This is a genomic window from Kitasatospora sp. NPDC094016, from assembly GCF_040304045.1.
Classification (GTDB): Bacteria; Actinomycetota; Actinomycetes; order Streptomycetales; family Streptomycetaceae; genus Kitasatospora.
In genome coordinates, this window is the sequence record NZ_JBEOUK010000006.1 from 186,615 (window position 1) to 210,360 (window position 23,746).

Annotated in this window: 26 protein-coding genes; 3 read left to right on the top strand and 23 right to left on the bottom strand. The window is 74.3% G+C overall.

Annotated elements, in window-relative coordinates; all coding sequences use genetic code 11:
* The first annotated feature begins 2 nt into the window (after positions 1-2).
* A complete protein-coding gene (locus ABT015_RS08775) occupies positions 3-1,469 on the top strand; it encodes an aminopeptidase P family protein (RefSeq protein ID WP_350877963.1) in 1,467 nt (488 codons plus the stop codon).
* Between the two features lie 22 nt (positions 1,470-1,491).
* Here ABT015_RS08775 and ABT015_RS08780 read toward each other — a convergent pair whose 3' ends face one another.
* The 5 genes from ABT015_RS08780 to ABT015_RS08800 form a co-directional block, all read right to left on the bottom strand.
* A complete protein-coding gene (locus ABT015_RS08780; RefSeq protein WP_350877964.1) occupies positions 1,492-1,821 on the bottom strand; it encodes a helix-turn-helix domain-containing protein in 330 nt (109 codons plus the stop codon).
* Positions 1,818-2,162 (bottom strand): type II toxin-antitoxin system RelE/ParE family toxin, encoded by a 345-nt coding sequence (locus ABT015_RS08785; protein ID WP_350877965.1) that lies wholly within the window; start codon positions 2,160-2,162, stop codon positions 1,818-1,820. Before ABT015_RS08785 ends, ABT015_RS08780 begins: the two co-directional genes overlap by 4 nt.
* Positions 2,163-2,290: 128 nt before the next feature.
* Positions 2,291-3,313, bottom strand: a complete 1,023-nt coding sequence (locus tag ABT015_RS08790; RefSeq protein ID WP_350877967.1) for a nitronate monooxygenase — start codon at positions 3,311-3,313, stop codon at positions 2,291-2,293.
* A 48-nt stretch (positions 3,314-3,361) separates the two neighbouring features.
* Positions 3,362-4,027: a response regulator transcription factor gene (locus tag ABT015_RS08795; RefSeq protein ID WP_350877968.1), complete on the bottom strand. Its 666-nt coding sequence runs from the start codon at positions 4,025-4,027 to the stop codon at positions 3,362-3,364.
* Entirely contained in the window at positions 4,024-5,223 is a 1,200-nt protein-coding gene (locus ABT015_RS08800) for a sensor histidine kinase (RefSeq protein ID WP_350877969.1), read from the bottom strand. The genes ABT015_RS08795 and ABT015_RS08800 overlap by 4 nt, the downstream gene beginning before the upstream one ends.
* A gap of 164 nt (positions 5,224-5,387) precedes the next feature.
* On the opposite strand from ABT015_RS08800, the gene ABT015_RS08805 reads away from it, so the two are divergent.
* Together ABT015_RS08805 and ABT015_RS08810 are read left to right on the top strand one after the other, a co-directional pair.
* Positions 5,388-6,464: an ABC transporter permease gene (locus tag ABT015_RS08805; RefSeq protein ID WP_350877970.1), complete on the top strand. Its 1,077-nt coding sequence runs from the start codon at positions 5,388-5,390 to the stop codon at positions 6,462-6,464.
* Complete coding sequence (locus tag ABT015_RS08810) at positions 6,461-7,141, top strand: ABC transporter ATP-binding protein (RefSeq protein WP_350877972.1); 681 nt, start codon at positions 6,461-6,463, stop codon at positions 7,139-7,141. The genes ABT015_RS08805 and ABT015_RS08810 overlap by 4 nt, the downstream gene beginning before the upstream one ends.
* A 1-nt stretch (position 7,142) precedes the next feature.
* Here ABT015_RS08810 and ABT015_RS08815 read toward each other — a convergent pair whose 3' ends face one another.
* The 18 genes from ABT015_RS08815 to ABT015_RS08900 all read right to left on the bottom strand — a co-directional run bounded on the left by ABT015_RS08815 (position 7,143) and on the right by ABT015_RS08900 (position 23,534).
* Positions 7,143-7,739, bottom strand: coding sequence for a Uma2 family endonuclease (locus tag ABT015_RS08815; RefSeq protein ID WP_350878049.1), 597 nt, complete (start codon positions 7,737-7,739; stop codon positions 7,143-7,145).
* A gap of 100 nt (positions 7,740-7,839) precedes the next feature.
* Positions 7,840-8,550 carry a GntR family transcriptional regulator gene (locus ABT015_RS08820; protein ID WP_350877973.1) on the bottom strand — a complete coding sequence of 237 codons (711 nt, stop codon included), beginning with the start codon at positions 8,548-8,550 and terminating at the stop codon, positions 7,840-7,842.
* A 127-nt stretch (positions 8,551-8,677) separates the two neighbouring features.
* A complete protein-coding gene (locus ABT015_RS08825; protein WP_350877974.1) occupies positions 8,678-9,598 on the bottom strand; it encodes an ornithine cyclodeaminase family protein in 921 nt (306 codons plus the stop codon).
* A gap of 68 nt (positions 9,599-9,666) precedes the next feature.
* Positions 9,667-10,695, bottom strand: coding sequence for a proline racemase family protein (locus ABT015_RS08830; protein WP_350877975.1), 1,029 nt, complete (start codon positions 10,693-10,695; stop codon positions 9,667-9,669).
* On the bottom strand, positions 10,695-12,065 hold the full coding sequence (locus ABT015_RS08835) for an aldehyde dehydrogenase family protein (RefSeq protein WP_350878051.1): 1,371 nt from the start codon (positions 12,063-12,065) through the stop codon (positions 10,695-10,697). Before ABT015_RS08835 ends, ABT015_RS08830 begins: the two co-directional genes overlap by 1 nt.
* Positions 12,066-12,150: 85 nt before the next feature.
* On the bottom strand, positions 12,151-13,155 hold the full coding sequence (locus tag ABT015_RS08840) for a proline racemase family protein (protein ID WP_350877976.1): 1,005 nt from the start codon (positions 13,153-13,155) through the stop codon (positions 12,151-12,153).
* A 126-nt stretch (positions 13,156-13,281) separates the two neighbouring features.
* Positions 13,282-14,217, bottom strand: a complete 936-nt coding sequence (locus tag ABT015_RS08845) for a dihydrodipicolinate synthase family protein (protein WP_402448132.1) — start codon at positions 14,215-14,217, stop codon at positions 13,282-13,284.
* Between the two features lie 57 nt (positions 14,218-14,274).
* Positions 14,275-15,747 (bottom strand): FAD/NAD(P)-dependent oxidoreductase, encoded by a 1,473-nt coding sequence (locus tag ABT015_RS08850; RefSeq protein WP_350877977.1) that lies wholly within the window; start codon positions 15,745-15,747, stop codon positions 14,275-14,277.
* On the bottom strand, positions 15,728-16,042 hold the full coding sequence (locus ABT015_RS08855) for a (2Fe-2S)-binding protein (protein ID WP_350877978.1): 315 nt from the start codon (positions 16,040-16,042) through the stop codon (positions 15,728-15,730). The genes ABT015_RS08850 and ABT015_RS08855 overlap by 20 nt, the downstream gene beginning before the upstream one ends.
* A 115-nt stretch (positions 16,043-16,157) precedes the next feature.
* The gene (locus ABT015_RS08860) at positions 16,158-17,327 is read right to left on the bottom strand and encodes an NAD(P)/FAD-dependent oxidoreductase (RefSeq protein WP_350877979.1); all 1,170 of its coding nucleotides are present in this window, start codon (positions 17,325-17,327) and stop codon (positions 16,158-16,160) included.
* A 132-nt stretch (positions 17,328-17,459) separates the two neighbouring features.
* Positions 17,460-18,350 carry a twin-arginine translocase subunit TatC gene (gene tatC, locus ABT015_RS08865; protein WP_402448406.1) on the bottom strand — a complete coding sequence of 297 codons (891 nt, stop codon included), beginning with the start codon at positions 18,348-18,350 and terminating at the stop codon, positions 17,460-17,462.
* A 127-nt stretch (positions 18,351-18,477) separates the two neighbouring features.
* Positions 18,478-18,795, bottom strand: coding sequence for a Sec-independent protein translocase subunit TatA (gene tatA, locus ABT015_RS08870; protein WP_350877981.1), 318 nt, complete (start codon positions 18,793-18,795; stop codon positions 18,478-18,480).
* 286 nt (positions 18,796-19,081) lie between these two features.
* Entirely contained in the window at positions 19,082-19,258 is a 177-nt protein-coding gene (locus ABT015_RS08875; RefSeq protein ID WP_350877982.1) for a hypothetical protein, read from the bottom strand.
* A 54-nt stretch (positions 19,259-19,312) separates the two neighbouring features.
* Complete coding sequence (locus ABT015_RS08880) at positions 19,313-19,519, bottom strand: hypothetical protein (protein ID WP_350877983.1); 207 nt, start codon at positions 19,517-19,519, stop codon at positions 19,313-19,315.
* A gap of 27 nt (positions 19,520-19,546) precedes the next feature.
* Positions 19,547-20,494, bottom strand: a complete 948-nt coding sequence (locus ABT015_RS08885; RefSeq protein WP_350878052.1) for a helix-turn-helix transcriptional regulator — start codon at positions 20,492-20,494, stop codon at positions 19,547-19,549.
* A 26-nt stretch (positions 20,495-20,520) separates the two neighbouring features.
* Positions 20,521-21,513 (bottom strand): helix-turn-helix transcriptional regulator, encoded by a 993-nt coding sequence (locus ABT015_RS08890; RefSeq protein WP_350877984.1) that lies wholly within the window; start codon positions 21,511-21,513, stop codon positions 20,521-20,523.
* Positions 21,514-21,677: 164 nt separating this feature from the next.
* A complete protein-coding gene (locus tag ABT015_RS08895; RefSeq protein ID WP_350877985.1) occupies positions 21,678-22,061 on the bottom strand; it encodes an FKBP-type peptidyl-prolyl cis-trans isomerase in 384 nt (127 codons plus the stop codon).
* Positions 22,062-22,223: 162 nt separating this feature from the next.
* Complete coding sequence (locus tag ABT015_RS08900; protein WP_350877986.1) at positions 22,224-23,534, bottom strand: FKBP-type peptidyl-prolyl cis-trans isomerase; 1,311 nt, start codon at positions 23,532-23,534, stop codon at positions 22,224-22,226.
* Between the last annotated feature and the right edge of the window lie 212 nt (positions 23,535-23,746).

Sequence of the window (23,746 nt, forward strand, 5' to 3'; positions counted from 1 at the left end):
CGGTGCCCCTCCGCCAGACCGGCCTCAACACCGGGAGCCACGACCTCCCCGTCTCCCCCGCCCTCGACGCCTTCATGGGCACCCGCTGGGCCGCCACCCCCCTCCCCACCGACCAGCGCGTTCCCGGCCGCGACCGCCTCCCCGGCCGCCACGCCCGCCTCTGCGCCGCCTTCCCCGGCGAGCGGCTGATCGTCCCCGCCGGCCGGCTCAAGGTCCGCTGCAACGACCTCGACCACCGCTTCCGCCCGCACAGCGCCTACGCCTGGCTCACCGGCCTCACCGGCGAGGACCAGGCCGACCACGTCCTCGTCCTCGAACCGACCGGCCCGCACGGCCACGAGCCGGTCCTGTACCTGCGCCCCCGCTCCCCCCGCGGGGGGCACGCCAACGGCACCGAGTTCTACCGCGACCGCCGCTACGGCGAGTTCTGGGTCGGCCGCCGCCCCGACCTCGCCGAAGCCGCCGCACTCACCGGACTGCGCACCGAACACCTCGACGACCTCGACAAACTCCTCACCGGCCCCCAGCCGCCCACCCGCGTCCTCGCCGGCACCGACCCCCTCGTCGACGAGAGCACCGGACGCCCCGGCGCGCACACCGCGCGGGACGGCGAACTCGCCGCCGTCCTCGCCGAGTTGCGCCTGGTCAAGGACACCTGGGAGATCGGCCAGCTGCAACTCGCCGTCGACCACACCGTCACCGGCTTCCAGGACGTCGTCCGCGCCCTGCCCACCGCCCTGCGCCACCCCCGCGGCGAACGCTGGATCGAGGGCGTCTTCGACCTGCGCGCCCGCGCCGAGGGCAACGGCACCAGCTACACCACCATCGCCGCCTCCGGCGCCCACGCCTGCGTCCTGCACTGGATCCGCAACGACGGCGCCCTCGACCCGAACTCCCTGCTCCTGCTGGACGCCGGCGTCGAAACCGACACCCTCTACGCCGCCGACATCACCCGCACCCTCCCGCTCAGCGGCACCTTCACCCCCGTCCAGCGGCAGGCCTACGACCTCGTCCTCGCCGCCCAGAGCGCCGGCATCGCCGCGCTGCGCCCCGGCGCCCGCTTCCGCGACTTCCACCACGCCGCCATGCGGGTCATCGCCGAAGGCCTCGCCGACTGGGGCGTCCTGCGCATCCCCGCCGAGCAGTCCCTCGCCGAGGACAACGGCCTCCACCGCCGCTACACCCTCTGCGGCAGCGGCCACATGCTCGGCCTCGACTACCACGACTGCGCCAGGGCCCGCGCCGACCGCTACCTCGACGGCACCCTGGAAGCCGGCATGGTCCTCACCGTCGAACCCGGCCTCTACCTCCAGCCCGACGACGAAACCCTCCCCCTCGAACTCCGCGGCCTCGGCATCCGCATCGAGGACGACCTCGTCATCACCCCCGACGGCGCCCACCTCATGTCCCACGCCCTCCCCCGCACCGCCCCCGCCATCGAATCCTGGATGGCGAGCCTGCTGGATTGAGCCGTTCGAAGCGGGCGGACGATCAAGCCACCTTGATCGTCCGCTCCCCCTGCCGAACGGCCACCTCGACCTCCCCGCCGATCGCGGCGGCGTACGCCCTCAGGTTGTCCAGGCTGTCCACCTGCCCGTGCTCGATCTGCGACACCCGCGCCTGACTCACCCCCATCAGCGCGGCCACCTCCTTCTGCGTCAGCCCGGCCGCCTTCCGCAGCTCAGCCAGCTCGTACCCACGGATCCGCGCCAGGGTCTCCTGCCGGATCTGCGCCCGCTCAGCCTCCGCCTCCGGCGTCGCCAGCGCGGGGTTGAGACGCTGTGCCTCGGCCCACACCTCGGTCCAACTACGGCCTTTCATGCGCGCGCTCCCTCGTTCTTCCCGTTGACGTACTGCTCATAGCGGGCCTCCGCCAGCGGGATGTTGACGTCGTACCACCGGGACCACTCCCCGTTCTTGTCGCCGGCGACCAAGATGATCGCCTCCCGCTCGGCGTCGAAGACGAAGAGCATCCGAATCTCGGACTGCCCGGCCGAGCCAGGCCTGAGTTCCTTGAGGTTGTGCAGTTTGCTCCCCTGGATCCTGTCGACCATCGGGCGCCTGAGCAGCGGCCCTCTCCGGGCGAGCAGCGTGACCGCGTCAACAATCTGGTTGGCGGTGTCCGGATCCTTGACGCAGATGTCCAGGAACCAGTCGTTCACTGGACCAACGAGTGTGATCTCCCACATGGGGAAAAATTAAGTTGTCCCTTATACGTTACCGCGCGTTTTCCGGTCTGATCCACCCCTGCGAGGGACAACACGCCCCGACCTCGCGAGCGCCGGGCGCACTACCCCCGCGCAGACCGCCACAGCTCCGCGATCAGGTCCGCCGCCGGGCCCGTGCGGGCGAGGTGGTGGGCGGTGCCGGCCCAGAGGTGCATGGACCGGAGGTCGGCGCGGCGGGTCGCGGCGGCGCGCAGCGGCTGGGTGAGGTGGTGCACCTCGGGGTAGGCGGGCGGGGCGTACGGGCCGTGGCGGTCGATGAAGGCATTGCGCAGGCCGCGGGCCGGGCGGCCGGTGAAGGCCCGGGTGACGGCCGTCTCCGGGAGTTCGGTGAGCGCCGCCCGGTGCGCGGCCGAGGTGCCGGCCTCGTCGGCGCGCAGCAGGGCCGTCCCCAGCTGCACCGCCGCCGCGCCGGCCCGCAGCGCCGCCGCGACCGCCGGGCCGTCGCCCAGCCCGCCGGCCGCGATCAGCGGCAGCGCCGTCACCGCCCGGACGGCGGGCAGCAGCTCCAGCAGCGGGACGTCGCCGGGCTCGTCCCCGATCCGATGGGTGGCGCGGTGCCCGCCGGCCTCCGGGCCCTGCACGCACAGCGCGTCCATCCCGACCGCCTCCGCCGCCCGCGCCTCCGCGGGCGTGGTGACGGTGCCGACCTGGAACGACCCGGCCGCGCGGACCGCCGCCGCCTCCTGCGGTGTCGGCAGGCCGAAGGTGTACGAGACCACCGGGACCGGGTCGGCCAGCAGCACGGCGAGCTTGGCCTCCCAGTCGTCCCGGTCCGGCCCGATCTCCTCGGGCAGAGCCACGCCCCACCGCTCGGCCTCGGGCCGCAGCCGCTCCCGGTAGGCGGCGACGGCCGCCGGATCGCCGGGCGGGGCCGGGACGAACAGGTTCACGCCGAACGGCCCACCGGTCGACTCCCTGACCAGCGCGACCTGTTCGGCCATCGCGGCGGCGCTCCGGTACCCGGCGGCGAGGAACCCCAGCCCGCCGGCCCGGTTCACCGCCGCCACCAGCTCCGGGGTGGACGCCCCGCCCGCCATCGGCGCGCCGATCACCGGCACGGAAAGTTCATCGAGACGCACGGCCACCGGGGTCCTCCACTCCGGGAAACGGTTCGGACCGGGCCCACCCTACGCTCAGCGGATCAGCCCCCGCCCGCGCGCCGCCCGCACCGCCGCCGTCCGCGAGTCCACCGCCAACTTGGTGTAGACGTGCACCAGATGGGACTTCACCGTGGCCTGGCTCAGGTGCAGCCGCTGACTGATCTGCTGGTTGGTCAGCCCGTCCGCGACCAGCCCCAGCACCTCGGTCTCCCGCGCGCTGAGCGCCGCCGCCGGCGTCCGCATCCGTTCCAGCAGCCGGTCGGCGACGCTCGGCGCCAGCGCCGAGCGGCCCGCGGCGGCCGCCCGGACGGCCTGGGCCAGTTCCTCCGGCGGGGCGTCCTTGAGCAGGTAGCCGGTGGCGCCGGCCTCCAGCGCGGGCAGGGTGTCGGCGTCGGTTTCGTAGGTGGTGACGACGAGGACCCGGGGCGCACCCGGCCGGGCGGTGATCGCGGCGGTCGCCTGCGCGCCGTTCATGGCCGAGCCGGGCCCGAACTGGAGGTCCATCAGCACCACGTCGACCCCGCCCGCCGCGGCCAGTTCGACGGCCCGTTCGGCGGTCGCGGCCTCGGCGGCGATGGTGAAGTCCGGCTCGCCCTCCAGAACGGCCCGCAGCCCCGCCCGCACCACCGGGTGGTCGTCCGCCAGCAGCAGCCGGATCACCGCGCCGCTCCCGCTCCCGCCGTCACTGCGCCCGTTCACGCCCCACCCTCCGTCACCGGCAGCTGCACCGCGAGCGCCGTGCCCCCGCCGGGCGCCGACTCCACCGTGAAGGTGCCGCCGAGCGCCCGCGCCCGGGCCCGCATCGACGGCAGCCCGAAACCGCCGTCCCCTCCGCTGCGCCCGGCGACCGCCGCCGGGTCGAAGCCGGCCCCGTCGTCGAACACGTCCAGCGCCACCTCGCCCTCCATGTAGCTGAGCGTCACCTCGGCGTGCGAGGCGTGCGCGTGCCGGACGGTGTTGCCGAGCGCGGACTGCGCGATCCGCAGCAGCGCGACCTCCTGCGGCACCGGCAGCCGTACCGGGTCCCCGGAGACGTGCAGTTTGACCGGCAGGCCGCTGTGCGCCGCCGTGGTGGCGCACAGCCGTTCCAGCGCGACCGGCAGCGGGTCGCCGTCGAGCGCGGGCGGGGTGAGCGCGCGGACGAACCGCCGGGCCTCGTCCAGGTTGTCCTGGGCTGCCTGCCGGGCCTGCTCGACGTACCCGGAGGCGGCCTCGGTGCGTTCCGGCAGGGCCCGCTGGGCGGCCCGCAGCAGCAGCTGGATGGAGCTGAGGCTCTGCGCGAGGGTGTCGTGGATCTCCCGGGCGAGGCGCTCGCGTTCGGCGAGCACCCCGGCGGTGTGGTGGGCGGCCGCGGCGTCGGCGCGGGCGGCGGTGAGTTCGTCGATCAGCCGGCGGCGCTCCTCGCTCTCCCGGTACAGCGCCTGGTAGCCGAGCACGGTGGCGGTGGCGACGGCCGCGCCGAGCACGGGTCCGATCGCGGCGGGCAGGCTGAAGGTGTGCTGGTGCCAGGACCAGGCGGCGATGGCGGTGGCGGCGGTCAGCCCGACGGCGGTGAGGCCGCCGCGCCGCCCGAGCAGGTGCAGTTCCAGGAAGTACAGCGGGAACGCCAGCCACACCCCGTCCTGGGTGGCGATCAGCACGCCCACCCAGGTGACGCCGAGCAGCGCCAGCCACAGCGCGGCGGCCCGGCGCGAGCGGCGGACGGCGGCCAGCCGGGGGCCGACGGCGTACACGGCGGCCATCGCGGTGGCCGCGGCGGCGACGGGCAGTGGGTCGCCGCCGCGGCCGACGACGGCGCGGGCGACGGCCAGGGCGAGCAGGCCCGCCACGAGCAGGTGCAGGCAGACCTGGAGGACGCGGGCGACGGGGGTGGTGCGGGATCGTTCGGTCGCCATCCGTCCAGCCTAGGTTCCGGACCGGGCCCCGGCATCAATCAAAAGGTTGAACTCCGCTTCTGCCCTTTGATGCCGGGGATGCAATCCGCGGTGCGATGCCCGCGGGGCCCCTTCTCCGGGACGGTGGAAGCGTCGGAAGCACTCGTTCAGCAGGAAGGCCCACCGTGTTCGTCGCCTGGAGGGATCTGGGGTTCGCCAAGGGGCGGTTCGCCCTGATGGGGACCGTCATCGTGCTGATCACCGTACTGGTCGGTCTGCTGTCCGGACTGACCGCCGGACTCGGCCGGCAGAACATCTCCGCGATCACCGGCCTGCCCGCCGACCACCTGGTGTTCGGCGAGCCCGCCGACGGGCAGAAGCTCTCCTTCACCGACTCCCAGGTCACCCCCGAGCAGTGGCAGGCCTGGGCGGCCGAGCCGGGCGTCACCTCCGCCCAACCGCTGGGCATCACCACCACCAAGGCCGCCGCCGGCACCCGCACCACCGCGCTGTCCGCCTTCGGCGTCCCGGACGGCTCCGCGCTGGCCCCGCAGGGCGCCCGGATCGCCCCCGGCCAGGCCGTCCTGTCGAAGACCGCCGCCAAGAACCTGGGCGACCTCGCCCCCGGCGCCGACTTCACCCTGGCCGGCCACCGCCTCCGGGTCGCGGCCGTCGACGGCGACGCCGCGTACAGCCACACCCCGGTGATCTGGACCAGCCTCGCCGACTGGCAGCAGGCCGCCCCCGGCGGCACCGGCCACGCGACCGTCATCGCGCTCACCACCGCCAAGGGCGCCGACCTGCACGGCGCCGACGCCCGCCACGGCACCGAGACCCGCACCCGCGACAACGCCCTCGCCGCGATCGGCTCCTACACCTCCGAGAACGGCTCGCTCCAGCTGATGCGCGGCTTCCTGTTCGCCATCTCGGCCCTGGTGATCGGCGCCTTCTTCACCGTCTGGACGATCCAGCGCAGCGGCGACGTCGCGGTGCTCAAGGCCCTCGGCGCCTCCACCCGCTACCTGCTGCGCGACGCCCTCGGCCAGGCCGTCCTGCTGCTGGTGCTCGGCACCGCCGCCGGCACCGCGCTCGCCCTGGGCGCCGGCGCGCTGATCGGCTCCGCCGTCCCCTTCGTCCTCGACGCGCCGACCCTGCTGCTGCCCGCCGCCGTCATGATCGCGCTCGGCGCGGTCGGCGCCGCCCTGTCCATCCGCCGGATCACCTCCGTCGACCCGCTGACCGCCCTGGGGAGTGCCCGATGAGCCTGACCCTCGACCGCATCACCCTCACCTACCCGGACGGCGACGGCCGGCTCACGGCGCTGGACGACGTGTCGCTGACCGTCCCCAAGGGCTCGATCACGGCCGTCGTCGGCCCGTCCGGCTCCGGCAAGTCAAGCCTGCTGGCGGTCGCCGCCACCCTGATCACCCCGGACTCCGGCCGGGTCGTGCTGGACGGCACCGACACCACCGGACTCGGCCGCGCCGAACTCACCGCCCTGCGCCGCACCCGGATCGGCATCGTCTTCCAGCAGGCCAACCTGCTGCCCTCGCTCACCGCCGTCGAACAGCTCCAGGTGATGGCCCACCTGGACGGCCGCTCCCCGCGCACCGCCCTCCCCCGGGCCCTGGACCTGCTGGCCGCCGTCGGCCTGCGCGACCAGGCCGCCCGCCGCCCGCACCAGCTCTCCGGCGGTCAGCGCCAGCGCGTCAACATCGCCCGCGCGCTGATGAACGACCCCACCGTCCTACTGATCGACGAACCCACCAGCGCCCTCGACCACGAACGCGGCGCGGCCGTCCTCGACCTCATCACCGACCTCACCCACCGCCGCGCCACCGCCACCGTCCTGGTCACCCACGACCGCACCCATCTGACGGCCGTCGACCGGATCGCCGAAGTCCACGACGGCCGCCTGACCGTCCCGGCGGCCGCCTGAGCTACTTCTTCGCCGCCAGCACGTCGTCCACCGAGAGCGTCACCGACGCCCCGATCGACTCCGGCAGGGTGAACGACTGCCCCGGGTGGTGGACGGCGTGCACGCGGTACTCGCCGTCCTGCGGGTCGGTGAGCATCATCACCCGCTGGTTCGTCCGGTCCACGATCACGTAGACGGGTACTCCGGCGGCGGCGTAGACGAAGGGCTTTCTCTTCAGGTCGTCACTGAGGTTGGACGACGTGACCTCCACCACGAGACGGAAGACCGCCGGGTCGTAACAGTTGTACTCGATCAAGTGGTCATCGATGTCGGCATCGACGATCGCCAGGTCGGGAACGGCGTAGTCCGACGGCCCATCCGGCAGCCAGATGCCAACGCCCTGAATGACGTCGACCTCGTCCCCGTCGAGGCCGGCCGCGAACAGCACACGCATGAGGCGGCTCAGCGACTTGCCGTGCGAAGCGTTCGGCGGCGGCGTCACGGTGATCTGGCTCCCGACGATCTCGACCCGGTGCCCGGCGAACTGGTTGGAGATCAGCTCGGCGGCTTCGAGCAGAGTCGGCTGCCCCATGGGTTCTTCCACTGCTGCGGCGGACATGGATTTCCTCCTGGCTGCCGATGTCGAGAACATCATCGTAGGGCGCAAGCACCTTCCGACGCCCAGTCCCCAGTCTTCACCCGAACGGATGGTTTAGCCCCTACCGCGCCCGCAGCTTCAGCGCCGGGCGGGCCTCCTCCGCCGCCTCGTCCTGCCCCGCCCACAGCGAGCGGACGTGGCTGAGGTGGCGGGTCATGCAGGCCTCGGCCGCCTCGGCGTCGCCGGCCAGCATGAGGTCGAGCAGTTCCAGGTGCTCCTCCGCCGAGGAGGTCAGCTCGCCGCGCTCGTCGAGCCGGTTGAGGCCGTACAGCCGCGAGCGCTTCCGCAGGTCGCTGACGACGTCGACCAGCCGGGCGTTGCCGGCCAGCCCCAGCAGGTCCAGGTGGAACTGCCGGTCGGCCTCCAGGTACCCGATGAGGTCGTGCTTGCGCGCGGCCGCGACGATCTCCTCGGCCTGCGGACGCAGCCGCTCCAGCTGCTCCCTGGTCGCCGTCCGCGTCACCCGGCCGACGGTGGGGACCTCGATCAGGGCGCGGATCTCGGTGTAGTCGTCGAGGTCACGCTCGGTGAGCTCGGTGACCCGGAAGCCCTTGTTGCGGACGGCCTCGACGAGGCCTTCGCGGGCGAGGTCGAGCATGGCCTCGCGGACGGGGGTGGCGGAGACGCCGAAGTCGGCGGCGAGCGCGGGTGCGGAGTAGACGACGCCGGGGCGCAGTTCGCCGGAGATCAGGGCCGCCCGGAGCGCGTGGGCGACCTGGTCGCGAAGCCGCTCCTGCACGGAGATCAGGGTGCGGGATTTGAGGTCGGCCATGGTGTTCCTCCGGGTGGGTGCAGAACACCAGCGTACAATGTCACGTTACGTTGAGTGCGCAACATTTCGCGATTCGGACACCTGCCCTCCGGCCGCGCCGACCCTGGCAGCCGGGAGTGCCCGGCGCCTACCCCTGCCGGTACACCTCCGCCGCGACCGCCAGGTCCTCCCACGCCATGCCGACGCTCTTGAAGAACCGCGGCCGCCCATCCGGCACCAGCGCGTCGCCGCGCACCAGCTCGGCCAGGTTCCACAGCTGCCGGCCGACCACGCCCGCCATGATCAGGTCGCCGGCCTCGCGCGCGGCCACCGTCCGCGCCTCCACGTACAGTTCGGACCGCCCGACCAGTACCTCGTCCACCTCCCGCGCGTCCGGCTCGTGCGAGCCGACGGCCGCGACGGCGGCGTGCGCGGGCACCAGGGCGCCGTCGAACAGCGGCGTGCGCGCGGTGGTGCAGCAGACCACCAGGTCCGCTTCGGCGACGGCCTCCGGCCCGCCGACCCCGGCCGCCAGCCCGAGGCCGCGCCCGTACGCGGCGAGGGCCCCGGCCCGGCCGGCGTCCCGTGCCACCACGGTGAGCCTGGTCAGCGGCCGGACGGCCAGCAGGGCGTCCAGGTGCCCGTACGCCTGCGGCCCGGAGCCGAACAGCACCAGGTGTTCGGCGTCCGGCGCGGCCAGCCGGCGCAGCGCGACGGCGGTGACGGCGGGCGTGCGCAGCGCGGTGAGCGCGGCGCCGTCGAGCAGGGCGAGCGGCTGCAGGGTGGGCCCGTCGAGCAGCAGGTAGCTGCCGGTGATCCGGGGCAGCCCCCGGCCGGGGTTGGCGGGCGCGACCCCGGCGATCTTCACCCCGGCGTACGGGCCGGCGGCGGCCGGCATCATCAGCAGTTCGCCGGCCGGGACGGGGACGGCCGAGCGGGCCGGTGCGGGCTCCGGGTCGAACCCGTCGAGCAGCACCCGCTCGATCGCCGCCACCGCGGCCGCGGGCCCGACCCCGCCGACGCCCGGCACGGCGTACTGGAGCGGCTCAGCCGCCGTACCGGGCGGCACAGGAGGCGGCACATGAGACGACGCATGAGGCCGCGCAGAAGGGTCCACGGGCGGGTTCGCGGGAGCCGTCACAGCAGGAACCCCGCGCCCAGCTCGTCGTCCGGTTCCAGGACGAACGCGTGCTCGCCGGTGCGGTGCGCGCTGCCGGTGACCTCGGTGACGACGCCGCCGTCCAGCGGGTCGCCCCCGGGCAGGACGCGGCCGGTGAAGACCGTCCCGATGACGGACTCGTGCCGCAGTTCCTCCCCCGGCGCGAGCCGGCCCTCGGCGGCGAGGACCGCGAGCCGGGCGGAGGTCCCGGAGCCGCAGGGCGAGCGGTCGATCTGCCCGTCCGCGAAGACGGTGACGTTCCGTTGGTTCAACACGCCGTCCTCCGAGACGAGTTCGTCGAACAGGATGACCCCGTACACCCCCGACAGCAGCGGGTCGCTCGGGTGCGCCACCGCCGCCGCGCCGGCCAGCAGCTCCCTGATCTCCCGCCCGGCGGCGGTGAGTTCGGGCAGCTGCGCGGGCTCGACCGCGAGGCCGAGGGCGGCCGCCGGCACGGAGGCGTAGCAGGCGCCCGCGTGCGCCACCGCGACCTCCACGGTGCCCCGTGAAGTGGCCAACGGCAACTTCAGAGCGGCGACCCGGGTGGGCACGTTGCGGAAGGTCACGCCGGTGGTCCGCCCGCCGGCCCGGTGCACCAGCGCGGTGACCCGGCCGGACGGCACGTCGATCCGCACCCGGGCCACGCCGTCGGCGGGGGCCGCGACCCGCCCGGAGTCCACCGCCCAGGCGCCGAGCGCGATGGTGCCGTGCCCGCAGGCCGTCGAGTAGCCGTCCTTGTGCCAGAACAGCACCCCGAAGTGCGCCTCGTCGTCGTCCGGCGGCACCAGGAACCCGCCGTACATCCCGGCGTGGCCGCGCGGTTCACGGCTGAGCAGCTGCCGGGCGTCGTCCAGCGCGCTCGGCCGGGGCGCGGTCGCGCTGCCGCCGGCGCCGAGTGCGATGGCCCGCCGTTCGGCGACGCTGTCGCCGGGGATCGCGGGCACGCCGTCCAGCACGATCCGGAACGGCTCACCGGCCGCGTGGTAGTCGACGGTGCGGACGAGCATCACGCGCCCCCGCCCGGCAGCAGGCTGACGGTGCGGCTGACGGTGTAGAAGTCCAGCGCCGCCTGGCCCTGTTCGCGCTCGCCGTGGGCGGCGCCCTTGGCGCCGCCGAACGGCAGGTGGAAGTCGACGCCGCTGGACGGCGCGTTGACCCGGATCATGCCCGCGTCCAGCCGGTCGGCGGCGGCGAGCGCCACGTCCAGGCTGCGGGTGTGCACGGAGGTGGAGAGGCTGTGCGGGGTGTCGTTGGCGAGCGCGATCGCCTCGTCGAGGTCGGCTGCGGCGTGCAGCAGCGCGATCGGGCCGAAGAACTCCTCGCGGGCCAGCGGGTGTTCGGCCGGCACGTCGGTGAGCAGGGCGGGTTCGAGGTACCAGCCGTCCCGCTCGGGCGCCCGGCCGCCGGTGAGCAGGGTGGCCCCGGCGGCGACGGCCGAGTCGACGGCGGCCGTCAGCCGGTCCCGGGCGGCGGCGTTGATGACCGGCCCGCAGGCCGCGTCGTCGACCAGTTCCAGCGCCTTGACCAGGGCGTCGCGCAGCGGCTCGTACGCGGCGCCGACCGCGATCACCCGGCTGGTGGCGGTGCACTTCTGCCCCGCGTACCCGGCGATGGCGGCGGCGAGGTGGGCGGCGGCCTGCGCGAGGTCGGCGTCCGGCAGCACCAGCGCGGCGTTCAGCCCGCCGAGTTCGGCCTGCACCGGGACGCCGCGCTCGGTGGCGGCCCGCACCACGGCCCGGCCGACGCCGGTCGAGCCGGTGAAGGAGATCACGTCGGCCGTGTCGACCAGCGCCGCGCCCTCCTCGGCGCCGCCCGGCAGCACGGTGAACACGTCCTGGGGCAGCCCGGCCCCGGCGGCCAGTTCGGCCAGCCGCAGCGCGCAGGCGGTCGCCTCGGGCGCCGGCTTGAGCACCGCGGTGTTGCCGACCGCCAGCGCCGGCGCGGCCTTCCAGGTGGGGATCGCCAGCGGGAAGTTCCACGGCGCGATCAGCCCGGCGACGCCGTACGGGCGGCGCCGGGTGAGCAGCAGCCCGGGCCCGGCGGCGGTCTCGTGCACCGCCCCGGACGGCGCGAACGGCGCCTGCGCGTAGTAGCGCCAGATCGCCGCGGTGCGGGCGACTTCGCCGCGCGCCTCGGCGAGCGGCTTGCCGACCTCGCGCACGATCAGCCCGGCCAGTTCGTCCGCGTGCGCCTCGACCGCTTCGGCGACCCGGCCGAGCACCGCGGACCGGGCGCCCGCGCCGGCCGCGAGCCAGCCGGGCTGGGCGGCCCGGGCCCGGGCGACGGCGGCCCGGACGGCTTCGGCGCCGGGTTCCTCGACGGCGACGACGAGGTCCGCGGGGTCGGCGGGGTTGTACGAGGTGATGGTCACGACCAGCAGCCCTTCGAAGGTGGTTCAGCGGACGTCTGAGCGGGCCCCTCCCGCGAGGCCGGCTCCTCTTTCAAAACAGCTTCGAACCGCTCTACAGCAGGAACCCGGCCGGGAACGGGTCACGCGGGTCGAGGAAGTACTGGGCGGTGCCGGTGACCCAGGCCCGCCCGGTGACGGTGGGCACCACGGCGGGCCGCCCGGCCACCTCGGTCTCCTCGACCAGGCGCCCGATGAAGGTCGTCCCGATGAAGGAGTCGTTGCGGAAGTCGCGCCCCAGCGGCAGTTCGCCGCGCGCGTGCAGCTGCGCCATCCGGGCCGAGGTGCCGGTGCCGCAGGGCGAGCGGTCGAACCAGCCGGGGTGGATGGCCATCGCGTGCCGGGAGTGCTCGGCGTTGGAGCCGGGGGCGAGCAGCTGGACGTGGTGGCAGCCGTGGATGGACGGGTCCTCCGGGTGCACCGGGCGGTCGGGGCTCGCGTTGATGGCGGCCATCAGGGCCAGTCCGGCCTCCAGGATGTCCTGCTTGCGCTCGCGCTCGAAGGGCAGCCCGAACTCGGCGAGCGGCAGGACGGCGTAGAAGTTGCCGCCGTACGCCAGGTCGTAGCCGATCGTGCCGTACCCGGGCACCTCGATCTTGGCGTCCAGGGCGGCCGAGTAGGACGGCACGTTGCGGATGGTCACGGCGGTGGCGGCGCCGTCCTCGACCCGCACCTCGGCGATCACCAGCCCGGCGGGCGTGTCCAGCCGCACCGTGGTGACCGGTTCGACCACCGGCACCATGCCGGTCTCGACCAGCACGGTGGCGACGCCGATGGTGCCGTGGCCGCACATCGGCAGCAGGCCGGAGACCTCGATGTAGAGCACGCCGAAGTCGGCGTCCGGCCGGGTCGGCGGCTGGAGGATGGCACCGCTCATCGCCGCGTGGCCGCGCGGCTCGTACATCAGCAGGGTGCGGAAGTGGTCCAGGTGCTGCTGGAAGTGCACCCGGCGCTCGGCCATGGTGGCGCCGGGGATGACGCCGAAGCCGCCGGTGATGACCCGGGTCGGCATGCCCTCGGTGTGCGAGTCGACGGCGTGGAACACGTGACGGCTGCGCATGGCTCTGACGACTCCCGTCGGAGTGGGCGTACGGAGGAGCTGACCGTACGCGGGATCGGGTGGGATCGGGTGGGGTGGGGCCGGGCCGGCTGCCCCCTCAGCCGGCCTGGCGGCGAGGTCTCCCGGTTATGCCAGGCCCTCGGCCAGCGCCTTCTCGGTGGCCGCGCGGACGGCCGCCTCGATGTCCGGGGTCAGCGGCTGGCGCGGCGGGCGGACGGGGCCGCCCGGGCGCCCGGCGATGTCCATGGACAGCTTGATGGCCTGGACGAACTCGGTCTTGGAGTCCCAGCGCAGCAGCGAGTGCAACGACTTGTATAGCGGCAGCGCGGTGTCCAGCTCGTGCGCCACGGCGGCCCGGTACAGCGCGACGCTGGCCTCCGGCAGGGCGTTCGGGTAGCCGGCGATCCAGCCGACCGCGCCGGCCAGCGCCAGCTCCAGCAGCACGTCGTCGGCGCCGATCAGCAGGTCCAGCCCGGGGGCCAGTTCGGCGATCTCGTAGGCCCGGCGGACGTCGCCGCTGAACTCCTTGACCGCGACGATCGAGCCCTCGCCGTGCAGTTGGGCGAGCAGCGCGGGGACGAGGTCGACCTTGGTGTCGATCGGGTTGTTGTACGCGACGACGGGCAGTCCGGCCTTGGCGACGTCGGCGTAGTGCGCCCGGACGGACGCGTGGTCGGCCCGGAAGGCGTTCGGCGGCAGCAGGAGCACGGAGCCGGCGCCGGCCTCGGCGGCCTGCTCGGCCCAGCGGCGGGACTCGGCGCTGCCGTAGGCGGCCACGCCGGGCATCACCCGGGAGCCGTCGCCGGCCGCCTCGACGGCCACCTCGACGACGCGGGCGCGCTCCTCGGCGGTGAGCGTCTGGTACTCGCCCAGCGAGCCGTTGGGGACGACGCCGTCACAGCCGGACTCGATCAGCCAGCGGACGTGCTCGGCGTACGCGTCGTAGTCGACGGAGAGGTCCGGGCGCAGCGGGATCGTGGTGGCGACCATGATGCCGCGCCAGGGCCGGGCGGTGTCGTGGGGGGTGTTGGACACGGTGAGCTCCTTGGTGAGGTGTGACATTTTATTAGAGGAGACGGGCCGGAGACAAGAGTCCCCGGCCCGCGTGTTCGACGGGCCTCAGGCCGTGTCGGCATCCTCGCCGGTCGGCCCGGACCGCCCGGACGGCCCTGACGACCCGGACGGCCCGGCCGCCAGCTGGGACAGCGGCACCGGGCAGGCCAGCGGCCGCCGGTCCGGCCCCGGCTCACCCGAGCCGGCCAGGCAGGCCACCGCCGGACCGCACATCCGACCCTGGCACCAGCCCATCCCGGCCCGGGTGAGCAGCTTGACGGTGCGCGGATCGCCCGCGCCCAGCTCGTCCACGGCCTCCCGGATCGCCGAGACCGGCACCTCCTCGCACCGGCAGACGTCGGTGTCCGGGCGCAGCCAGCCGGTCCAGCCGGGGCCGGGCCGGTGCGCCGCGGCCATCAGGTCGGCGAAGTTCCGCAGCCGGGCCCGGCGGCGCAGCAGTGCGGGCTTCGGTACCCGGTCGGCCACGGCGTGCGCGGCCAGTTCGCCTTCCACGATCGCGAGGTCCGCGCCGCCGACGCCGTTGGTCTCCCCGGCCGACCAGAGGCCGGGCACGGTGGTGCGCAGCCGGGCGTCGACCCGGAGCCCGACGGCGCCGTCCGGGGCGGTCCTGGTGGCCGCGCCCAGTTCGGTGGCCAGGTCGATCTGCGGCAGCAGCCCGTGGCCCACGGCGACGGCGTCGCAGGCGATCCGGCGTTCGGTGCCGGGCACCGGCCGCCAGTCGGCGTCCAGCCGGGCCACCGTGACGGCGGTGACCCGCTCGGTCCCGTGCGCCTCGACGACGGCACTGCGCGGGCGCAGCCGCACGCCGTGCCGCAGCAGCGTGCTCCCGTGGCCGGCGCCCTCGACGAGCTTGGCGGGGACGGCCGCCAGGGCGCCGGGGCGCCGGGCGTAGCCGAGGTAGTCGGTGGCCTCGACGACCGCCGGCACCTCGGCCCCGGCGGTGACCAGCGAGGACGCCGCCGCGAGCAGCAACGGCCCGCTGCCGGCCACCACGATCCGCCGCCCGGGCAGCACCAGCCCGGCCTTGAGCATCGCCTGGGCGCCGCCCGCGGTGACCACTCCGGGCAGGGTCCAGCCGGGGAACGGCAGTTGGCGCTCGTACGCGCCGGTGGCGAGCAGCACGGCCGCGGCCGGAACGGTGGCCCGGTCGGTGGCCTCCGGTCCGCGCGTGACGTGCACGGCGAAGCCGTCGCCGGTCCGCTCCAGCGCCCACACCTGGTGGCCGCCGAGGAAGCGGACCCGCCCGGCCCGCTCGTGCGCGGCGAGCCGGTCGGCCAGTCCGGTGTAGACGGACCAGCCGTGGTGGAGCCGGTCCGGGCGGGCGGCGCCGAGGCCGGGCGCGGGGTGCCGGTAGTACTGCCCGCCGGTGCTGCGGCCGGCGTCCAACAGGACGCAGCGCAGCCCGAGGTCGGCGGCGGTCACGGCGGCCGCGAGCCCGGCCGGGCCGGCGCCGATCACCGCGAGGTCGGGGCGTCGGGCCGCTTCGGCGGCGGCCCGGTCAGACGGCGAGGTCGGCACGGCCGTGGCCCTCCTGGGTGGTGACGGTGGTGCCGGGGTCGGCGGGGAGCAGGCAGGTGCGCTGGTTGGGGCGGCCGTCGACGGTGGCCAGGCAGTCGAAGCAGGCGCCGATGCCGCAGAACACCCCGCGCGGGCGGCCGCCGACCCGGGTGGTGCGCCAGGAGAGCACGCCGTCGGCCCAGAGCGCGGCGGCGATCGACTGTCCGGGCAGGGCCGGGACGGGTCGGCCGTCGAACTCGATGTAGTGGGCGGGGCCGGGTTCGGCCCGGACCAGGTCGGCGGGGGTGCGGCGCATCGGCGGCTTCTCCGTTCCGGGGTTGGTCGACGAACGAGGGCGATCGGCACGGCGGGGGCGATCGACAGAGCGAGGGCAGTCGGTAGGCGGGCAGCGGCGGTCGAGGAGCCGCGGCTCAGCCCCCGGCGTCCGCCGGGAAGCGGTCCGGGCGGAACGGTGCGAGGTCCAGTTCCGGCTGCTTGCCGGTCAGTTGCTCGCTGATCAGCAGGCCGGTCGCCGGGGCCAGCCCGATGCCGGCTCCCTCGTGCCCGCAGGCGTGGTAGAGCCCGGGCGCCCTGGGGTCCTCGCCGATGGCCGGCAGGTGGTCCGGCAGGTACGGGCGGAAACCCCGGTAGGTGCGCATCACGGTGACGTCCGCGAGCACCGGGAAGAGCGCCGCGGCCTGGGCGGCGAGCCGCCTCAGCACCTCCTGGGAGAGGGTGCGGTCGAAGCCGACCCGTTCGCGGCTGGCGCCGATCAGCACGGGCCCGCCGGGGGTGCCCTCGACCACGGCGGAGGTCTGGAGCCCGGCCGAGCCGCTGGCGACGTCGGCGACGTAGTCGGCGGCGTAGACCTTGTGCCGGACGATCCGCGGCAGCGGCTCGGTGACCAGGACGAAGCCGCGGCGGGGCATCACCGGCAGGTGCACCCCGGCCAGCCGGGCCAGTTCGCCGCCCCAGGTGCCGGTCGCGTTGACGACGGCGGGGGCGTCGAGTCGGCGGCGGTCGGTCCGCACCCCGCGCACGGCGCCGTCCGGCCCCCGGTGCACGGCGGTCACCGTCTCCCCGGTGATCAGCTCGGCGCCCATCCGGCGGGCCTCGCGCAGCAGGTGGGCGGCGGCGAGGGCGGGCTGGACCTGGGCGTCCTGCGGGTAGTGGAAGCCGCCGGCGAGGCCGGGGGCGAGGTGCGGCTCCAGCTCGTGCAGCCGCTCGGCGGCGACCTCCTCGGCGGTGACGCCGGCGGCGGCCTGGCCGACGGCGAAGGCCCGCAGGGCGTCCTGCCCGGCCGGGGTGGAGGCGATCACCACGCCGCCCTTGGGCTCGTACTCGACGGCCGCGCCGAGGTGTTCGGCGAGGTCGTGCCAGAGCCGGGTGCTGAGCAGGGCGAGGTCGAGTTCGGGCCCGGGCTCCTTGTCGGAGACCAGCAGGTTGCCCTCGCCGGCGCCGGTGGTGCCGCCGGCCACGGGCCCGCGGTCGACGACGGCGACGGTGAGCCCGGCGCGGGCCGCGTAGTAGGCGCAGGCGGCGCCGACCACGCCGGCGCCGACCACGACGACATCCAGGGGAGGTCTCTGGGTCTTGAGCACGTCAGTAATATGTCACATGCCATCAACCATGCCAAGACCACCCGCCGAATCCCGAAACCGGGCCGGAGCAGCGCAAAGGCCCCGGCCCACCGCGTCGGGCGGCGGGCCGGGGCCTCAGGATGCGCTACCGGCTCAGGTGATGTCGTCGATCTGCTCGTGACGGGCGGCCGGCACCGGGGCGCCCGCCGTCGGCGCGGCCGAGGCCTGGACCATCTCCGTACCGGCCACCGGCTGCACCGAGAGGTCCAGCTCCGAGGCCTCCTCGTCGCTCAGCCCGGCGTCGGGGTTGCGGCGCTCCTTGCGCCTGTCGTTGAAGATCGCGATGCCCACCGCGAGGAAGTAGAACGCCCAGATCGGCGCGGCCAGCGTGAGCATGCTCACCGGATCGGCGCTCGGGGTGGCGAAGGCGGCGAAGACCGTGATGCCCATGACCATGCCGCGCCACCAGCCGAGCAGCCGCTTGCCGCTGACCATGCCGACCATGTTCATCATGACCAGCAGCAGCGGGAACTCGAAGGCCAGGCCGAAGACCAGCACCATCCGGGTGGCGATGTCGAGGTAGTCCTCGGGCGGCAGGATCGGCGTGGTCTTGTCCGGGGTGAACGAGATCAGCACGTCGACGGTGGTCGGCAGCACCAGGATGGCGCAGCCCACACCGGCCAGGAAGAGCGGCGCCCCGCACAGCATGAAGATGACGGCGTACTTCTTCTCGTGCCGGTGCAGACCGGGCGCCACGAAGGCCCAGACCTGGTAGAGCCAGATCGGCACGGTCGCGACCACGCCGGCCGTCAGCGACACCTTGAGCATCCAGGTGAAACCGGCGGTCAGACCGATGTTGGAGACCTGGGCGCACTTGCCCTTGAACTGGTCGGCGGTCTCCGGTGTGCAGCGCGGCAGCGGCTCCAACAGGAAGTTCTCGATCTGCCGGTGGTAGACCGCCGCCACGATGGTGATCACCACGATCGCCAGGACCGACTTGACCACGCGGTTGCGCAGTTCCCGCAGGTGGTCGGTGAGGGCCATCCGCCCCTCAGGATCCTTGGACGCCTTCGACGCCTTGGAGAGCTTGCTCAACCCCGGTCCTCAACTCGTGCGTCGAGGCCCGCCGGTCGACGGGCCTCCGTGGTCGCGTTCGTCACGTGCGCCGCGCTCAGTGCGGGCGGTCGCCGTCGGCCGCGGACGGCCCGGCGGCGGGCTCGGCCACCGGGCGGGCGGTGCCCGAGGCGCCCGGAGCCGCCTGGATGGTCCTGGCCGCGGTCGTCGCCGAACCGCCGTCGACCCGGGGCGCCGGAGGCGGCGTCGCGGCGGCGTCCTCCTCGGCACCGTCCGAGCGCATGGCCTTGGTTTCGCTCTTCAGGATCCGCATCGACTGCCCGAGCGAGCGAGCCAGGTCGGGCAGCCGCTTGGCGCCGAACAGCAGAACGGCGAAAATCACGACCACCACGATCGCGGTCATCGAGATGCGCATTGCGCGACCACCTTCACTCATGGAGACCCGTCGGGCCCCCCGCCGCGGATGGTAACCGCTGCGGATGACGCCACGACGACGGCCGCCCGAACAGGACAGCGGCCCCGGTTCGCAGTTCAGGAGCCATCTGCAGGAGCCATCTGAGAGCGTAACCCGCCCCGGCCTCCCCGCAGCAGCCCCCGTACCACCGACGGCCCTCCTGTGCTACCGAACAGGCGCCACCGGACGGGCACCATCGGACGGTCTCACCGGGCGGGCCCTGGCGGAAGGGCGCCACCGGACGGCACTACCGGCCCGGTACGGCCTCCGCCAGCTCTCCCGCCGCCTCGGCCAGCGCCCGCGCGGCCGCGTCCACGCCCTTGGCCAGCGCCCGCACGTCCAGCCAGAGCCGGATCGCGAGCACCCCGAGGACCAGCAGGCCCGCGGTGGCGAGCAGGACGGCGGCGACGAGCATCCAGGACATGCGCCCCACCCTATCGGGCCCGGCCCCCCGGCCGGGTCCGCGGGAGAGCGCCCGCTACCCCTCGGCCGGGACGAGCCGCATGGTGCGGACACCGGCCCCGACCAGCGCCGCGACGATCTTCTCCCCGGCCGGCTTGCGCACCGCCGCCCCGCAGAGCGGGCAGCCGAAGCTGTAGTGCGCCTGGGCCGGGGTGCGACCGAGGGTCAGCCGGAACTCGTCCGCCGGGAGCTCGACCTTCTCCCGGCACTCGGAGCAGTACACCTTGAATCTGGTCCCGGGCTCCACCGATCAGACCCGCCCCTCCCCGTCGGCGACGGTCTGCTCCCCGTACGCGGCCAGCGCTTCCAGGGCGGCCGCGCGGGCCTGCCCGGCGAGCCCGGGCGGCGAGACGATCCGGCCGTCCCGGCCCAGCCGCAGCGCCAGCGGTCGTAGCTGGGAGGGGTCGGCGCTGCGCAGGGTGATCCGCAGCCCGCCGTCGGGCAGTTCCTCGGCCCGGTCGTGGGTGTAGTACTCGGCCACCCAGCGCCCGCCGGAGGAGACCTCGACGACGACCTCGGGGTCGTCCGCGGACGGGTTGACCAGCCCGCCGCTCAGGTCGCGCGGCTCGCGCCGCGGCGGGTCGGCGGGGACGTCCAGCACCCGGATCTCGGCGACCCGGTCCAGCCGGAACATCCGGTGGTCCTCGGAGGTGCGGCACCAGGCCTCGAGGTAGGTGTGGCCCTCGGTGAGCAGCCGGATCGGGTCGACCTCGCGCTCGGTCATCCCGCCGCGCCCGTGCGAGTAGTAGCGCAGCCACAGCCGGCGCCCCTCGCTGAGCGCGCGGTCGATGTCGGCGAACACGTGACCCTCGGCCTCGAAGGTCACGCCGACCCGGGCGCTGCCGGCGGCGCTCTCGCCCGCCGCGTTCTCGATCTTGACGACGGCCCGGGTGAGCGCCTCCCGGTCGCCGGCCCGCAGGCCGGGCAGCCCGGCCACCGCACGGGCGGCGACCAGCAGCGCGGTGGCCTCGTCGGCGGCGAGGCGCAGCGGCTGCGCCACGTCGTCGACGTTGTGCCACCAGATCCGCTCGCCGTCGGTGTCGATGTCGAGCAGGTCGCCGCCGCGGAAGCTGGTGCCGCACATCGGCAGCACGTTGAGGTCCCCGATCAGCTCGCGCTCGGAGATCCCGAACGCGCGGGCCACCTCGGCGACCTCGGCGCCGGGGCGCTCGCGCAGGTAGGTGACCAGCGACAGCATCCGCCGCGTCTGGTCGATCGCGTTGCTCACGCCTGAACCCCTCCGCTTCCGTTCACCACGTCCAGCCCGGCCACGGCCCGCAGCCGGTCGATCACGTCGGCCCGCAGTTCCTCGGGCCCGAGCACCAGCACGTCCGGCCCGAACTCGGCGAGGTCGGCACCCAGCCCGTTGCCGTACGGGATCTCCAGCTCGTCCCAGCCGTCGTCCACCCGCGCACTGCTCAGCGCCTTGGTGCGCAGCGGGAAGCCCGCTCCCCGGCGGACCCGGACGGTGGCGGTGGCGGTGGCGCCCTCGCCCGCGAACTTGGCGACGGTGGCACGGACGTCGACGTGCTCGGGCACGGTGCCGAGGAAGGCTCCGGTCCTGGCCCGGACCTTGCCGGTGATCCGGCTGAGCCGGAACACCCGGGCGTCACCGCGGTCGCGGTCCCACCCGGCCAGGTACCAGTGCCCGCGCCAGCACTCCAGCGCCCACGGCTCGACGGTGCGCAGCTCGCCGGCGGCGGCGCCGGCCTTGCGGTACTCGAAGCCGACCGGGCGGCGGTCCCGGGCGGCGGTGAGCAGCGGCTCGAACGCGGCCTCCCGGGCGGGAATGCGGGGCTCCAGGGCGGTCCGGCCCTCGGGCTCGGCGAACGGCACCCCGGCGGCGCGCAGCTTCTGCAGCGCGCCGCTGGCCGCGCCGGACATCTTGGCCTGCTGCCAGACCCGGGCGGCCAGGGTCAGCGCGGCCGCCTCCTCGGCGTCCAGCGCGATCTCGGGCAGCCGGTTGCGGTCGGCGCGGGCCAGGTAGCCGAGTTCGCCGTCCAGGGCGCTCTCGTCGACGTCGATCACCAGGCCGAGTTCGCGCAGGTCGTCCTTGTCCCGCTCGAACATCCGGTTGAAGGCGTCCTCGCTGCTGTTCTGCCAGGCCTCGCGGTACGCCTCGATGGATTCCCGCAGCTCCTTCTTGGAGAGCGGACGTCTGGTGTTCATCAGGCACAGGGCGAGATTCATCAGCCGCTCTGCCTTGGCGATCGCCATCGCTGACCCTTCCGGTGTGCCGCGCGTGCGCGGGGTGCGCCCGCCGGGCGGTCGTCACCCGGCGGGACCGACCGTACCGGTAGCGGTACGCAGTGCAAAAGCCGCCTCCGGAGACGACCGTGGGCCGAACCCCGGTCGGGGTTCGGCCCACGCTCTGGAACGACTCAGACGCCGATCAGGTCGACCACGAAGATCAGGGTCGAGCCCGCCGGGATGAGCGGGGTCGGCGACTGGTTGCCGTAGGCCAGGTGCGACGGGATGGTCAGCTCGCGGCGGCCGCCGACCTTCATGCCCGCGACACCGCGGTCCCAGCCCTTGATGACGCGGCCGGCGCCCAGCGGGAACGAGAACGGGGCGGTGCCCCGGTTCCAGCTGGAGTCGAACTCCTCACCGGTCTCGAAGGTCACGCCGACGTAGCGGACCTTGACGACCTGGCCCGACTTGGCCTCCTCGCCGTCACCGACGACGATGTCGCGGATCTGCAGGTCCGCCGGGGCGTCGCCGATCGGGAAGTCGATCTCGGGCTTCTCGTTGAGGTTGACGCTCACAGTCCCTCTTCTCACGTTTCGCATTGCAGTCACGACCAAGCGGCGGGCGCCCGCACCCCGGTCCGTTCCCGGACCACGGTACGGGCGCCCACCGCCCGGGGTGGTCCGGCCACGCGGCCGGACCTGAAGGTCACACGCACACCATTGTCACCCGAAAGTGGATCAGCCCTGACCGGCGTCCAGGATGTCCACCACGAAGACCAGCGGCGCGCCGGGCGGGATGTCGCCCTGGCCCTTGTCGCCGTACGCCAGCGCGGCCGGGATCACCAGCTCCACCCGGCTGCCGACGGTCTGGCCCACCAGCCCCTGGTCCCAGCCCTGGATGACCTGGCCACCGCCGACCGGGAAGGAGAACGCCTGGCCCTTGCTGAGCGAGGAGTCGAACATCTTGCCGTCCTTGAACAGCGCGCCGGTGTACTGGACGACGACCTTCTCGCCCTTCTCCACCGCCGGCCCGGTGCCCTTGATCAGGACGTGCGACTTCAGCTCGGTCGGGTCCTTCGCGCCGGCCACCGGGGTGATCTCGGCCGGCTTCTTGCCGTTGTCCTTCACCTGCGGGAAGTCCGCGGGCGGCGGCGTGACGGTGCCGCTCACCACGGAGTCGGGCGCGTTGGCGTTGCGGATGTCGATCACGAAGATCAGGTCGTCCTTCGCCCCGATCGACATGTCGGCCTTGCCCTGGGAGCCGAACGCGGCGGCCGGCGGGGCCACCACGAGGATCCGGCTGCCGGCCTTCTTCCCGACCACGGCCTGGTCCAGCGCCGGGATCAGCGCGTCGGTGCCGGCCTGGAAGATCTGCGGCTTGCCGTTGTTGTCGTACGAGCTCGGGATGTCCTTGCCGGTGGTCCAGTCCTTGGCGGTGTAGTCCACCGAGGTCCAGGAGTTCTTGTCCACCTTGGGGCCGGTGCCCTCGGTCAGCACCTTCACCACGAAGGAGCCGTCGGAGGCCTCGCCCGGCACCTGGATCTCGGCCTTCTTGCCGAAGTCACCGGTGACGGCGGGCAGCACCTTGGCGCTGTCCTTGATCGGCGGCACCGGGTCGGCGGTCGGCGTGGGCGGCGCGCTCTTGGCGGCGTCCGGCTTGGCGGCGGTGTCCGACTTGCCGTCCTTGTTCACCAGGTACAGCGTCACGGCGCTGCCGGCCAGCAGCACGGCCAGCACCGTGCCGAGGATCACGCCCAGCCGGCCCACCCCGGGCGGGTTCTCGTCGTACCCGGCCTCCGAGGTGTCGCCCCGACGCACGGTGGAGGCGAAGATCTGCGGGGCGTCGTCCGTCTTGGTCCCGCCCGAGGCCCGCGGCTGCTCGCCGGGCTGCGCCCAGCCGGCCTGCTGCTTCAGGATCGACGGCGGAACGACGATCGACTCGCCGTCCCCCGGGAGCGGGCCGCCGGGACGCGAGGCGGCCGGGTCACCCGCAGAGCTGTCGTTCGCCGCGGTGCCGGCCCCGCCCGGGCTCGGCGTCTTCTCAGTCATGACTCCCCATCCATCTCGCCACGAGGTCTTCCAGGTCTGCGACCGGCGTGCTGACTGCCGGTCTGCCGTCGCACCGTCCGCCCCGGACCTCGACGCCGGGCGGCGCCTGCCACAGTGCGAGGGCAGTATGACAGCTCAGGATGAGGGCGGACGCTTCGTTGTACGAGCGTCCGCCCAAGCGTACGGAATCCCCTAGGGGACTTCCTAGAGCG

Coding starts and splice junctions, on each gene's coding strand:
- ABT015_RS08820 (WP_350877973.1), bottom strand. CDS start 8,550: ATGGCCGACCTCAAATCCCGCACCCTGATCTCCGTGCAGGAGCGGCTT.
- ABT015_RS08875 (WP_350877982.1), bottom strand. CDS start 19,258: ATGTCCTGGATGCTCGTCGCCGCCGTCCTGCTCGCCACCGCGGGCCTG.
- ABT015_RS08840 (WP_350877976.1), bottom strand. CDS start 13,155: ATGCGCAGCCGTCACGTGTTCCACGCCGTCGACTCGCACACCGAGGGC.
- ABT015_RS08810 (WP_350877972.1), top strand. CDS start 6,461: ATGAGCCTGACCCTCGACCGCATCACCCTCACCTACCCGGACGGCGAC.
- tatA (WP_350877981.1), bottom strand. CDS start 18,795: ATGCGCATCTCGATGACCGCGATCGTGGTGGTCGTGATTTTCGCCGTT.
- ABT015_RS08800 (WP_350877969.1), bottom strand. CDS start 5,223: ATGGCGACCGAACGATCCCGCACCACCCCCGTCGCCCGCGTCCTCCAG.
- ABT015_RS08890 (WP_350877984.1), bottom strand. CDS start 21,513: ATGGCGATCGCCAAGGCAGAGCGGCTGATGAATCTCGCCCTGTGCCTG.
- ABT015_RS08815 (WP_350878049.1), bottom strand. CDS start 7,739: ATGTCCGCCGCAGCAGTGGAAGAACCCATGGGGCAGCCGACTCTGCTC.
- ABT015_RS08885 (WP_350878052.1), bottom strand. CDS start 20,494: ATGCTGTCGCTGGTCACCTACCTGCGCGAGCGCCCCGGCGCCGAGGTC.
- tatC (WP_402448406.1), bottom strand. CDS start 18,350: ATGGCCCTCACCGACCACCTGCGGGAACTGCGCAACCGCGTGGTCAAG.
- ABT015_RS08855 (WP_350877978.1), bottom strand. CDS start 16,042: ATGCGCCGCACCCCCGCCGACCTGGTCCGGGCCGAACCCGGCCCCGCC.
- ABT015_RS08900 (WP_350877986.1), bottom strand. CDS start 23,534: ATGACTGAGAAGACGCCGAGCCCGGGCGGGGCCGGCACCGCGGCGAAC.
- ABT015_RS08845 (WP_402448132.1), bottom strand. CDS start 14,217: ATGTCACACCTCACCAAGGAGCTCACCGTGTCCAACACCCCCCACGAC.
- ABT015_RS08780 (WP_350877964.1), bottom strand. CDS start 1,821: ATGAAAGGCCGTAGTTGGACCGAGGTGTGGGCCGAGGCACAGCGTCTC.
- ABT015_RS08830 (WP_350877975.1), bottom strand. CDS start 10,695: ATGCTCGTCCGCACCGTCGACTACCACGCGGCCGGTGAGCCGTTCCGG.